At 75.7% G+C, this 12643-nt stretch carries 10 protein-coding genes; 5 read left to right on the top strand and 5 right to left on the bottom strand.

Annotation, left to right across the window (positions count from 1 at the left end; all coding sequences use genetic code 11):
* Positions 1-101: 101 nt before the first annotated feature.
* A complete protein-coding gene (locus tag HL054_RS21050; protein ID WP_369141072.1) occupies positions 102-971 on the top strand; it encodes an NmrA family NAD(P)-binding protein in 870 nt (289 codons plus the stop codon).
* Positions 972-995: 24 nt separating this feature from the next.
* Here HL054_RS21050 and HL054_RS21045 read toward each other — a convergent pair whose 3' ends face one another.
* The gene (locus tag HL054_RS21045; protein WP_369141071.1) at positions 996-1190 is read right to left on the bottom strand and encodes a DUF3046 domain-containing protein; all 195 of its coding nucleotides are present in this window, start codon (positions 1188-1190) and stop codon (positions 996-998) included.
* Positions 1191-1232: 42 nt separating this feature from the next.
* A complete protein-coding gene (locus tag HL054_RS21040; protein WP_369141070.1) occupies positions 1233-2516 on the bottom strand; it encodes an MFS transporter in 1284 nt (427 codons plus the stop codon).
* A 92-nt stretch (positions 2517-2608) separates the two neighbouring features.
* Between HL054_RS21040 and HL054_RS21035 the strand changes: the two genes are divergently transcribed.
* On the top strand, positions 2609-3772 hold the full coding sequence (locus HL054_RS21035; protein ID WP_369141069.1) for a glycoside hydrolase family 3 N-terminal domain-containing protein: 1164 nt from the start codon (positions 2609-2611) through the stop codon (positions 3770-3772).
* Here HL054_RS21035 and HL054_RS21030 read toward each other — a convergent pair.
* Together HL054_RS21030 and HL054_RS21025 are read right to left on the bottom strand one after the other, a co-directional pair.
* The gene (locus HL054_RS21030; RefSeq protein ID WP_369141068.1) at positions 3769-4914 is read right to left on the bottom strand and encodes an acyl-CoA dehydrogenase family protein; all 1146 of its coding nucleotides are present in this window, start codon (positions 4912-4914) and stop codon (positions 3769-3771) included. The two genes, HL054_RS21035 and HL054_RS21030, sit on opposite strands and share 4 nt — an antisense overlap.
* Positions 4915-4929: 15 nt before the next feature.
* Positions 4930-5154 carry a KTSC domain-containing protein gene (locus tag HL054_RS21025; protein ID WP_369141067.1) on the bottom strand — a complete coding sequence of 75 codons (225 nt, stop codon included), beginning with the start codon at positions 5152-5154 and terminating at the stop codon, positions 4930-4932.
* 136 nt (positions 5155-5290) lie between these two features.
* Here HL054_RS21025 and HL054_RS21020 point away from each other — a divergent pair, with 136 nt between their 5' ends.
* Complete coding sequence (locus HL054_RS21020; protein WP_369141066.1) at positions 5291-9904, top strand: ATP-dependent helicase; 4614 nt, start codon at positions 5291-5293, stop codon at positions 9902-9904.
* A 33-nt stretch (positions 9905-9937) separates the two neighbouring features.
* Here the strand turns inward: HL054_RS21020 and HL054_RS21015 are convergent, their stop codons facing one another.
* Positions 9938-10522, bottom strand: a complete 585-nt coding sequence (locus HL054_RS21015) for an antibiotic biosynthesis monooxygenase (RefSeq protein ID WP_369141064.1) — start codon at positions 10520-10522, stop codon at positions 9938-9940.
* A gap of 321 nt (positions 10523-10843) precedes the next feature.
* Here HL054_RS21015 and HL054_RS21010 point away from each other — a divergent pair, with 321 nt between their 5' ends.
* Complete coding sequence (locus HL054_RS21010) at positions 10844-11704, top strand: DNA-formamidopyrimidine glycosylase family protein (protein ID WP_440347961.1); 861 nt, start codon at positions 10844-10846, stop codon at positions 11702-11704.
* Between the two features lie 34 nt (positions 11705-11738).
* Positions 11739-12590, top strand: a complete 852-nt coding sequence (locus HL054_RS21005; protein WP_369141062.1) for a DNA-formamidopyrimidine glycosylase family protein — start codon at positions 11739-11741, stop codon at positions 12588-12590.
* Positions 12591-12643 lie beyond the last annotated feature (53 nt).

Genomic DNA, 12643 nt, shown 5'->3' with positions numbered 1-12643 from the left:
CAACCCCTCTCGCGCGCCGTCCTGATCGAGGGTACCGTCCGCCGGACCGGTACTAACGATTCGTTAGTACCCATCGGACAGAGAGCACTCTAAGGAGCCCCATGATCGCCGTCACCGGAGCCACCGGCCAACTCGGCCGCCTCGTCGTCACCGGCCTGCTCGACGCCGGCGTGCCCGCCGGGGAGGTCGTCGCCGTCGTCCGCACGCCGGAGAAGGCCGCCGACCTCGCCGGCCGCGGCGTGCAGGTCCGCCAGGCCGACTACACCGACGAGGCCGCCCTGGTCAGCGCGCTGCAGGGCGTCGACCGGCTGCTGCTGGTCTCCGGCAACGAGGTCGGCCAGCGCGTCCCCCAGCACACCAACGTGCTACAGGCGGCGAAGACCGCCGGAGTCGGCCTGGTCGTCTACACCAGCGCCCCCAAGGCCGACGACACCTCGCTGCCGCTGGCCCCCGAGCACATCGCCACCGAGCGGCTGATCGCCGACTTCGGCATCCCCGCCGTCGTGCTGCGCAACAACTGGTACCTGGAGAACTACGCCGCGCCGATCGGGCAGGCCGCCGACACCGGCGAGCTCAGCGGCAGCTCCGGCGCCGGCCGGATCGCCGCCGCCACCCGGGCCGACTTCGCCGCGGGTGCGGTGGCCGTGCTCACCGCCGAGCAGCCCCCGGTCGGCGTCCACGAGCTGGGGGGCGACGAGGCCTTCACCATGGCCGAGCTGGCCGCCGCCGTCGCCGCGGAGACCGGCCGCGAGGTCACCTTCCGCGACCTGAGCGCCGAGGAGCACCTGAGCACGCTGGTCGGGGCCGGCCTGCCCGAGGGGACGGCGCAGTTCGTGGTCGGGCTGGACCAGTCGATCGCCCAGGGCGCCCTGGACACCGGCAGCACCACGCTGTCCCAGCTGGCCGGTCGGCCCACCACGACGCTGGCCGAGTACGTCCGCACGGCGCTCGCGGCGCGCTCGGCCGCCTGAGCCGGTGGTCCCGCCGGAGGCGGCTCAGCGCTCCTTCGGCGGGACGTCGTACTCCTTGCAGATCTCCAGCCAGACGGTGCGGACCGGCACCCCGGCCTCGATGGCCTCCGCCGCCGTCCGCCCGCCCAACGGACCGAAGACGTGGTCCCGGAACACGGTCTCCGACCGGGCCGAGCCGAACTGACGTTCCATCCGAGACCAGAAGTCCTGCAACCGCACGCCGACGACCGTACCCACCGGCCGAGCGGACCGGCGCGACGCTCAGCCGCGCGACCCGACCGGCGCCGTCCGGGCACCGGCCCAGACGACCACCAGCGGGACGACGAAGACCGCCGAGACCACCGCGACCAGGCCGAAACCGCCCCAGGCCAGCAGCGGACCGCCCACCGCGCCGGCGACGGCCGCACCCAGCCCCATCAGCAGGTCGGTGGCGCCCTGGGCGGTGGGCCGCAGCGACGCCGGCACCGACTCGGTCACCAGCGTGGACCCGGCGACCAGCCCGCAGGACCAGCCGAGGCCGAGCAGCAGCAGGCCGGCGCCCAGCTGCAGGGCCGCCCCGGCCGGGGCGGTGCCGGCGACGACGGCGGCCAGCAGGAGCAGCACCCCGCCCAGCGCCACGGTGGCCGAGCGCCCGGCCCGGTCCGCCAGCCACCCGACCGCCGGGGAGAACAGGTACATCCCGGCGACGTGCACGCTGATCACCAGGCCGATCACCCGCAGCGTCGTCCCGTCGGTGGTGCTGTGCCCGGCGCCCATGTGCACCGGCGTCATCACCATCAGGCCGACCATCACCGCGTGCGACACGACGACGGCGGTGAGCCCCAGCCGTCCACCGGGTGAGGCCCACACCGCCCGCAGGGCCGTACCGGCCCCGGTGCGCGGCGGCGGCCCGGCCGGCCCGGAGCCGACGGCCAGCCGGCGGGCCAGCAGCAGCGGGTCCGGGCGGAGCAGCAGCAGTGCGCCCAGCACGACGACGGCGAAGGCCGCGATGGACAGCACGAACGCACCGCCGAGCTCGGGCAGGCCGAGGGCGCTGCCCAGCGCCCCGCCCGGGTCGGCCAGGTTGGGGCCGAGCACCGAGCCGATCGTCGTCGCCCACACCACCAGCGACAGCGCTCGACCGCGGTGCTCCGGCTCGGCCAGGTCGGCGGCGGCGTAGCGGGCCTGCAGGCCGCTGCTGGTGGCCGCGCCGAACAGGAAGAGCCCGACGAGCAGCAGCGTCAGCGACGACAGCGCCGCCGCGCCGACCACGACGGCGCCACCGACGGCCGCCACGCCGTAGCCGCAGGCGAGCCCGGCCCGCCGGCCCCACCGGTCGCTGGCCCGGGCCAGCGGGACGGCGACCAGCGCCGAGCCCAGCACGCTGGCGGTCTGGCCGAGCCCTGCGGCGGCGTCGCTGCCGGCCACCTCACGGGCGAGCAGCCCGCCGACGGTGATCCCCACCGTCACGCCCAGCCCGCCGAGGGCCACCGCGGAGGACAGCACCACGAGGGTGCGACGCTGGACCGCCGCCAGGTCCGGCGCGGTCGGTGCGGGTCCGGTCACCGGGCGAGTGTGCCGGACGGCGGGCGGCCCCCGGGCGGCTCCCGGAGCGGCTCGACCACGGAACACGACGACGGCACACGAGGACGCAGGAGGTGGGACCGCTGGTGCGTACCCGGGACGGGCTGCTCGTCGCCGTGGCGCTGCTCGGGCTCAGCGCCTGCGGGTCCGCCGGGACGACGTCCGGGCCGGCTGCGTCGTCGTCCGCCGAGCCGTCGTCGTCGGCGCCGCCGCCGACCTGCGCGGAGCAGACGCTGGCCGGCCTCCCCCTCGACCGGCAGGTCGGCCAGCTGCTGATGGTCGGCGTCCCGGCCGGCGACCCGGTGGGCGGCACGGCCGAGCTGGGCGGCGTCCCGGTGGGCGGGCTGTTCCTGCAGGGCCGCAGCTCCGCCGACGCCGCGACCGTGGGCGCCGCGGTCGCCCAGCTGCAGGAGGCGGCGGCGCTGCCGCTGCAGATCGCCGTGGACCAGGAGGGCGGGCTGGTGCAGACGCTGCAGGGACCGGGCTTCGACCGGGTGCCCTCCGCCGTCGAGCAGGGCCGGCTGGACCCTGCGGCGCTGCGGTCGGCCACCGAGGGCTGGGCCGGCCAGCTGCGCGCAGCCGGCATCACCATGGACCTCGGCCCGGTCGCCGACACCGTGCCGGCCGGCACGGAGTCGCAGAACCCGCCGATCGGCGCGGTCGACCGGCAGTTCGGCAGCGACCCGCAGGCGGTCGCCGCGTCCGTGACCGCCGTCGTCGGCGGCCTGCAGGACGCCGGGGTGGTCGCCACCGCCAAGCACTTCCCGGGGCTGGGCCGGGTGCAGGTGAACACCGACACCGACCTGGGCGCGACCGACCCGGAGACCACCCCGGACGACCCGTTCCTGGCGCCGTTCGCCGCCGCCGTGGACGCGGGTGCCGGCGCGGTGATGGTCAGCTCGGCCACCTACCCGCAGCTGGACCCGGCGGCCCCGGCGCTGTTCTCCCCCGCCGTCCTGGACCTGCTGCGCGGGCAGCTGGGCTTCGACGGGGTGGTGATCAGCGACGACGTGGGCAACGCGGCGGCCCTGGCCGAGACGCCGCTGGCCCAGCGCGGGGTCGACTCGGTGGCCGCCGGCGTGGACGTCGTGCTGACCGTCAGCCCCGCCGACGCCGCGCCCCTGGCGCAGGCCCTCACCGACCGCGCGACGGCGGACGAGGCGTTCGCCGGCCGGGTGACCGAGGCCGCCGGCCGGGTGCTGGCGCTCAAGGAGCGGTTCGGCCTGCTGGCCTGCTAGAGGCCCATCGAGCGGCCGATGATCTCCTTCATGATCTCGTTGGTGCCGCCGTAGATCGACTGCACCCGGGAGTCCCGCCAGGCCTTGGCGACCCGGTACTCGCTCATGTACCCGTAGCCGCCGTGCAGCTGCAGGCAGCGGTCGGCCACCTTGTGCTGCAGGTCCGTCGTCCACCACTTGGCCATCGCCGCGTCGGTCGCGGTGAGCTCGCCGGAGTCCAGCTGCCGGACGCACTCGTCGACGAAGGTGCGGGCGACGGTCACCTCGGTCTGCAGCTCGGCCAGGACGAACCGGGAGTGCTGGAACGAGCCGACCGGCCGGCCGAACGCCGTCCGGTCGGTGACGTACTCGACGGTCAGCGCCAGCACGGTCTCCGCGCTCGCCACCGCGGAGACCGCGATGTGCAGCCGCTCCTGCGGGAGGTTCTGCATCAGGTGCGCGAAACCGGCGTCCCGGGTGCCGAGCAGCTGCCCGTCGGGCACCCGGACGTCATCGAAGAACAGCTCCGCGGTGTCCTGCGCCTTGAGCCCGACCTTGTCCAGGTTCCGGCCCCGGCTGAACCCGGGCATGCCGCGCTCGACGACGAGCAGGCTGAGCCCGCGGGAGGCCGGGCCCTCGGTCGCCGTCCGGGCCACCACGACGACCAGGTCGGCGTTGATGCCGTTGGTGATGAACGTCTTGGCGCCGTTGAGCACCCAGCCGTCGCCGTCCCGGCGGGCGGTGGTCCGGATGCCCTGCAGGTCGCTGCCGGCCCCGGGCTCGGTCATCGCGATGGCGGTGATCAGCTCACCGGCGCAGAACCGCGGCAGCCAGCGCTGCTGCTGCTCGTCGGTGGCCAGGTCGCGCAGGTAGGGGCCCACCACGTCGTTGTGCAGGCCGAACCCGACGCCGCTGGCCCCGATCCGGGTGAGCTCCTCGTTGAGCACGCAGGAGAAGCGGAAGTCGCGCACCCCGCCGCCACCGTGCTGCACGGGCATCTCCATGCCGAGCAGCCCCTGGGCGCCCGCCGCGGTCCACAGCTCCCGCGGCACGATGCCGTCCACCTCCCACTGGTCGTGGAAGGGGACGACCTGCTTGTCCAGGAACGCGCGGACGCTCTCCCGGAAGGCCTCGTGGTCGGCCTCGTACAGGCTGTGACGCATGCCACGCAGTGTGGCTCAGCGCCAGCGCCGGCCGACAGCCCGGTACGCGAAGGCGTCCTTGATCTCGGAGTTGAAGAAGCGGCCCTTGCTCTCCGCGCGGAGCAGCGAGAGCACGCGCTCGGGCGGGACCTCGAGGAAGTGGTAGACGCGGCCGTCCCGGAAGACGATCTCCATGACCCGCTGCTCCTCGTCGTAGCCGACCGTGGCGATGTTCGACGAGTCGACCCTGGTGCGCAGCACGGTTCCTCCAGCCCGACGGCGGTGCGAACCACACCAGTGTGATTCGCCCTGGGCCGGACGTCGACAGGTCGACAGGTCGACTCGTCGCCGGATCGACTCCCGGCGAACTGTCGGACCCGCGTGGACACTGGACGGCGTGTCGGCCCTCGAGCGGTTCTCACCGCCCACCCAGGCGTGGTTCACCGGCGCCTTCGAGCAGCCGACGTCGGCCCAGGAGGGCGCCTGGTCGGCCATCAGCAGCGGCGACCACGCCCTCGTCGTCGCCCCCACCGGCTCGGGCAAGACCCTGGCGGCGTTCCTCTGGTCGCTGGACCGGCTCGCCGCCAGCCCGCCGCCGGAGGACCCGCTGGCCCGCTGCCGGGTGCTCTACGTGTCCCCGCTCAAGGCGCTGGCCGTGGACGTCGAGCGGAACCTGCGCGCGCCGCTGACCGGCATCGGCCAGGCCGCCGCGCGGCTGGGCCTGACCCGGCCCGAGATCACCGTCGGGGTCCGCTCCGGTGACACCCCTGCCGACGAGCGCAGGCTGTTCGCCCGGCGCCCGCCGGACATCCTGATCACCACCCCGGAGTCGCTGTTCCTGCTGCTCACCAGCCAGGCGCGGGAGTCCCTGCGCGGGGTGGAGACGGTCATCCTGGACGAGGTGCACGCCGTCTGCGGCACCAAGCGCGGCGCGCACCTGGCCGTCTCGCTGGACCGGCTCGACGAGCTGCTGGAACGCCCGGCGCAGCGGGTGGGGCTCTCGGCGACCGTGCGCCCGATCGAGGAGGTGTCCACCTTCCTCGCCGGCGGCCGCCCGGTGCAGGTCGTCGCGCCGCCCTCGGAGAAGAAGTGGGACCTGTCGGTCGTCGTCCCGGTCGAGGACATGAGCCAGCTCGGCCAGCCGACCGGCGAGCTGGAGGGCTCCGCGGCGGGCAACCAGCCGCGGACGTCGATCTGGCCGGCGGTCGAGGAGCGGGTGCTCGACCTCATCGAGTCCCACCGCAGCACCATCGTCTTCGCCAACTCCCGCCGGCTGGCCGAGCGGCTCACCAGCCGGCTCAACGAGCTCGCCTACGAGCGGGCCACCGGCGAGCCGATGCCGCACGGCGCCAACCCGGCCCAGCTGATGGCGCAGGCCGGTGTCGGCGGCGGGCTGCCGGTCGAGGTCAAGCCGGTCGCCTCGGCGCACCACGGCTCGGTCTCCCGCGAGCAGCGGGCCGTGGTCGAGGAGGCGCTCAAGTCCGGCCAGCTGCCCGCGGTCGTGGCGACGTCGTCCCTGGAGCTGGGCATCGACATGGGGGCGGTCGACCTGGTGGTGCAGGTCGAGTCGCCGCCGAACGTCGCCTCCGGGCTGCAGCGGGTCGGCCGGGCCGGGCACCAGGTCGGCGCGGTCAGCGAGGGCGTCATCTTCCCGAAGTTCCGGGGCGACCTGGTGCAGAGCGCCGTGGTGGCCGAGCGGATGCGCGCCGGGGCGATCGAGTCCACCCGCTACCTGCGCAACCCGCTGGACGTGCTGGCCCAGCAGATCGTCGCGATGGTCTCCGAGCGGCCGCGCACCGTCGAGGACGTCGCGTCCGTGCTGCGCCGGTCGGCCGCCTTCGCCGGTCTCCCGGACTCCGCGCTGCACGCGGTGCTCGACATGCTCGCCGGCCGCTACCCCTCCGACGCCTTCGCCGAGCTGCGCCCGCGGCTCACCTGGGACCGGGTCACCGACACCCTCACCGCCCGGGCCGGTGCCCAGCGGCTGGCGGTCACCAGCGGCGGCACCATCCCCGACCGCGGGCTGTTCGGCGTCTTCCTGGTCTCCGGTGCCGGCGAGAACGGCGGCCGGCGGGTCGGTGAGCTGGACGAGGAGATGGTCTACGAGTCCCGGGTGGGCGATGTGTTCCTGCTCGGGTCGTCGTCCTGGCGGATCGAGGAGATCACCCACGACCGGGTGCTGGTCAGCCCGGCCCCCGGGCTGCCCGGGAAGATGCCGTTCTGGCACGGCGACACCCTCGGCCGGCCGCTCGAGCTGGGCCGGGCGCTGGGCGCCTTCCTCCGCGAGGTCGGCTCGGCCACCCCCGAGGCCGGCACCGAGCGGGCCCGCGCGGCCGGGCTCGACGAGTGGGGCGCGGCCAACCTGTTCGCCTACCTGGCCGAGCAGAAGGCGGCCACCGGCCACCTGCCCGACGACCGGACGCTGCTGGTCGAGCGGTTCCGCGACGAGCTCGGCGACTGGCGGCTGGTGGTGCACTCCCCCTTCGGCGCCCAGGTCAACGCGCCGTGGGCGCTGGTCCTGGCCGCCCGGCTCCGCGAGCGCTACGGCGTCGACGTCGCCTCCATGCACTCCGACGACGGCATCGTGCTCCGGCTGCCGGACACCACCGGCGAGGCGCCGGAGTCCGACCTGGCCGTGCTCGACCCGGACGACGTGGAGCGCGAGGTGACCGCCGAGGTCGGCAACTCGGCGCTGTTCGCCAGCCGGTTCCGCGAGTGCGCCGCCCGCGCCCTGCTGCTCCCCCGCCGCGACCCGCGCCGCCGCACCCCGCTGTGGCAGCAGCGCCAGCGGGCCGCCCAGCTGCTGTCGGTGGCGAGCGAGTTCTCGTCCTTCCCGATCACCCTCGAGGCGGTCCGGGAGGTGCTGCAGGACGTGTACGACGTGCCCGGCCTCGTCGAGCTGATGAGCGACGTCCGGGCCCGCCGGGTGCGGGTCGTCGACGTGCAGACCCAGACCGCCTCGCCCTTCGCCCAGTCGCTGCTGTTCGGCTACGTCGGCCAGTTCATCTACGAGGGCGACGCCCCGATGGCCGAGCGCCGGGCGCAGGCCCTCGCCCTGGACACCGGGCTGCTGGCCGAGCTGCTGGGCCGCTCGGAGCTGCGCGAGCTGCTCGACGGCGACGCGATGACCGAGGTCGAGGCGGAGCTGCAGCGGCTGCCCGAGCAGCGGCACCCGCGTGACGTCGACGGCGCCAGCGACCTGCTCCGCGGGATCGGCGACCTGACCGTCGCCGAGGCCGCCGCCCGCGGTGTGCCGGCGGACTGGCTGGCCGAGCTGGTCGTCTCCCGCCGGGCCCTGGTGGTCCGGATCGCCGGCGAGGAGCGGCACGTCGCCATCGAGGACGCCGGCCGGCTCCGGGACGCGCTGGGCACGGCGCTGCCGGTGGGGGTGCCCGAGGTCTTCACCGAGCCGGTCGCCGACCCGCTGGGCGACCTGATCGGCCGCTACGCCCGCACGCACGGCCCGTTCGCCCCGCCCGAGGTCGCCGCCCGGCTGGGGCTCGGCGTCGCGGTGGTCACCGCCACCGTCCAGCGGCTGGTCGGCACCGGGCGGCTGGTCACCGGCGAGTTCCGGCCCGGCGGCACCGGTCAGGAGTGGTGCGACGCCGAGGTGCTGCGCTCCATCCGGCGGCGGTCGCTGGCCAAGCTGCGCCAGGAGGTGGAGCCGGTCCCGATCGACACGCTGGCCCGGTTCACGCCCTCGTGGCAGTCGGTCGGCGGCCGGATGCGCGGGGTCGACGGCGTGCTCGCCGTCGTCGAGCAGCTGGCCGGGGCGCTGGTGCCGGCGTCGGCGCTGGAGTCGCTGGTGCTGCCGTCCCGGGTGCAGGGCTACTCCCCGGCGCTGCTCGACGAGCTGACCAGCGCCGGTGAGGTGCTGTGGGCCGGCGCCGGCGGGCTCTCCGGCGGCGACGGCTGGGTCACGCTGGTGCCGGCCGACCTGGCCCCGCTGCTGCTGCCGGAGCCGCCGGGCGCCGCCTCCGTCGAGGGCGGCCACGGCGCCGCCCTGCTCGAGGAGCTGGCCGGCGGGCAGGCGATGTTCTTCCGGTCGCTGTCCGACCGGGTCGGCGCCACCGACGACACCGCGCTGGCGGAGGAGATCTGGGACCTGGTGTGGGCCGGCGCGCTCACCAACGACACCCTCGCCCCGCTGCGGGTGCGGCTGTCCGGTGGCGGCACGCACAAGCGCCAGCCCGCCGCGCCGCGCGCCCGGCTGGACCGCACCCGGTACGGCTACGGCCGCACCCGGCTCGGTCGCCCGGCGATGCCCAGCCGCACCGGGCCGCCGGCGATGGCCGGCCGCTGGTCGCGGCTGCCGGAGCTGGAGGGCAACACCACCAAGCGCACCACCGCGCGGGCCGAGGCGCTGCTGGAGCGGCACGGGGTGCTCACCCGGGGTGCGGTGCAGGCCGAGCAGGTCACCGGTGGCTTCTCCGCGGTCTACCCGGTGCTGCGCGCGTTCGAGGAGAACGGCCGGGCCCGCCGCGGCTACTTCGTCGAGACGCTGGGCGCCGCCCAGTTCGGCACGCCGGGCTCGATCGACCGGCTGCGCACCTTCGCCAGCCCCGACCGGGTGCCGGCCGGGCCGGTCGTCCTGGCCGCCACCGACCCGGCCAACGTCTACGGCGCGGCTCTGCCTTGGCCGGAGCGGCCGGTGGCCTCCGCTGAGGGCCCCGTCGAGGGCGGGGCGGTCGACCTGGGGGAGGGCACCGGGTCGCGCAAGACCGGGCACCGGGCCGGGCGCAAGGCCGGGGCGCTGGTGGTGCTGGTCGACGGGCAGCTGGTGCTCTACGTGGAGCGCGGCGGCAAGACCCTGCTGTCCTGGACCGAGGACGAGACGGCGCTCAAGGAGGCGGCGACCGCGCTGTCCACCGCGGTGGCCTCCGGCGCGCTGGGCCGGATGACGGTGCAGAAGGCCGACGGCGCCTCGGTGCACGAGTCCGGGCCGCTGACCGCGGCCCTGCAGGCCGCCGGCTTCACCGCCACCCCCCGGGGCCTGCGGCTGCGCGGCTGACGACCCCGGGCTCGCGCCGTCGGGGCCGTGACGTCAGCGGCGCCGCTCGCCCTGCAGCCAGGGGCCGAGCTTCCGGCTGAGCAGCGGCATCAGCACGCGCAGCGCCGACACGACGTAGGTCGCCGACAGCACCAGCCGCAGGCCCCAGGGCCACGAGCCGACGAACGGCACGGCGACCAGCTGGAAGCTGGTGGTCACCGCGAGCACGACGACCACGGTGAGCAGCCAGCTGCGCCAGGCCGGTCCAGGGCGGGCGGGCACCGCGAAGAACGTCTCCAGGCCCACCGCGCGGGCCGTGCGGGTGTCCTCGGTCAGCCGGTGCACCCGGGCCAGGGCGTCGGCGCGCTCCGGCGACCGCTCCCAGGCGCTGAGCGCCTCGTCGTCGACGAACCGGAAGACCAGGTGGAACTCGTCGCTGCCCGGGCCCGGCCGCAGCAGCGACGACCCCAGGTTGCCCGGGAACGTCGTCAGCCGCTGCTGGACGTCGGCGGCCCAGCGCTCGAAGTCCGCCTGCAGCTCCGGGCGGACCACCCGGGCGACGGTCACCGTCACCGGCTCCGCGGCCGGCTGCTGGACGGGGCCGCCGGTGAGGCTGCGCAGACGCGTCGGGATGGTCACGGTGCTCTCAGCGCCGACGGATCCCAGCCTGTTCCCGGGTGTCAGCACCCTCACCTCAGGTCACCCGGCCTGGTGGCCCGCCGGATCGTCGGCGCCGGTCCGGCCGGGAGGTCAGGGACCGGCGTCCCAGAGCAGCCGGTGCCAGGCCTGCCGCAGCGGGTCCGGGTCGACGCCGCAGGCGTGGAGCAGGTGCCCGTCCCACCCGGCCCGTCGTCCCACTCGGTGGGCCGAGCCGCGACCGCCAGGTCCGCCCAGCGGTCGGCGCAGCCCAGCGCACCGAGGTCGACGTGCCCGGTGCACGGCGCCCCCGGCCCGGGGACCATGGGTGTCGTGCCCGAGGGAGACACCGTCTGGCTGGCCGCCCAGCGGATGAACACCGCGCTGGCCGGCGCCACGCTGCGCCGGGGTGAGCTGCGCGTGCCCCAGCTCGCGGCCGTCGACCTGGCCGGTGCGACGGTGAGCGAGGTGGTGCCGCGCGGCAAGCACATGCTCACCCGCCTCGCGGACGGCCGGACCCTGCGCACGCACTACCGGATGGACGGCAGCTGGCACATCTACCGACCGGGCTCGCGGTGGCGGGGCGGCCCCGGCCACGCCGTCCGCGCGGTCCTGGCCACCGACGAATGGGTGTGCGTCGGCTACCGGCTGCACGACATGCGCCTGGTGCCCACCAGCGGGGAGGGCGAGCTGGTCGGCCACCTCGGCCCGGACGTGCTCGGCCCGGACTGGGACCTCGACGAGGCGCTGCGCCGGCTCCGATCGCACCCCGACGAGCAGATCGGCGTCGCGATCCTCGACCAGCGCAACCTGGCCGGGATCGGGAACCTCTACAAGGTCGAGTCGCTGTTCCTCACCGGCGTGCACCCCTGGGCGCGGGTCGCCGACGTCCCCGACCTGCCGGCGCTGGTGGAGCGGGCCCGCACGCTGATGCTGGCCAACCGCGACCGCCCCGAGCAGAGCACCACCGGCATCACCCGCCGCGGGCAGGACCACTGGGTCGCCGGCCGCAAGGGCCGGCCGTGCCGCCGCTGCCGCAGCACCATCCTGCTCGGCGACCAGGGCCCGGACCTGCAGGAGCGGGTCACCTGGTGGTGCCCGCAGTGCCAGGCCGCGCCCGCACCGGTCGACCCGCGGGCCCGCACCGGCCTGCCCGGGACCGAGCCCCGCCGCGCCTCGTACTGAGGCGCGGACCGCCGCAGCCGGGGATCATGGGGGGATGCCCGAAGGAGACACGGTCTGGCTGGCCGCCAACCGGATGAACACCGCGCTGGCCGGCGCCGTGCTGACGAAGGGCGAGCTGCGGGTGCCCCAGCTGGCCACCGTCGACCTCGCCGGCGCGACGGTCACCGAGGTGGTGCCGCGCGGCAAGCACATGCTCACCCGGTTCGCCGACGGCCGGACGCTGCGCACGCACTACCGGATGGACGGCAGCTGGCACATCTACCGCAAGGGCACGCCGTGGAAGGGCGGCCCGGCGCACAGCATCCGGGCGGTCCTGGCCACCGACCAGTGGGACGTGGTCGGCTACCGGCTGCACGACATGACGATCGTGCCGACCAGCGCGGAGGGCGACCTGGTCGGCCACCTGGGTCCCGACGTGCTCGGCCCGGACTGGGACCTCGACGAGGCGCTGCGCCGGCTCCGCTCGCACCCCGACGAGCAGATCGGCGTCGCCATCCTCGATCAGCGCAACCTGGCCGGGATCGGGAACCTCTACAAGGTCGAGACGCTCTTCATGACCCGCACCCACCCGTGGACCCGGGTCGCCGACGTCCCCGACCTGCCGGCGCTGGTGGAGCGGGCCCGCACGCTGATGCTGGCCAACCGCGACCGCCCCGAGCAGAGCACCACCGGCTCCACCCGGCGCGGGGAGGACCACTGGGTGTTCGGCCGCAAGGGCCGCCCGTGCCGCCGCTGCCGGACCACGATCCTGCTGGGCGACCAGGGGCCGGACACGCAGGAGCGGGTGACCTACTGGTGCCCGGCGTGCCAGGCGGCGCGCAGCCCGATCGACCCGCTGGCGCGCACCGGCGAGCCCGGCCGCCCGGCGTCCCTCGCGGCCAGCTGACGCAGGAGCCCCGCCGTCCCGGGGGACGACGGGGCTCCGGCCGGCTCCCCGCT

Source organism: Modestobacter versicolor (assembly GCF_041028285.1).
Classification (GTDB): Bacteria; Actinomycetota; Actinomycetes; order Mycobacteriales; family Geodermatophilaceae; genus Modestobacter; species Modestobacter versicolor_A.
The sequence above is the reverse complement of the archived record's forward strand: the minus strand, read 5'-3'. Positions and strand labels throughout refer to the sequence as shown.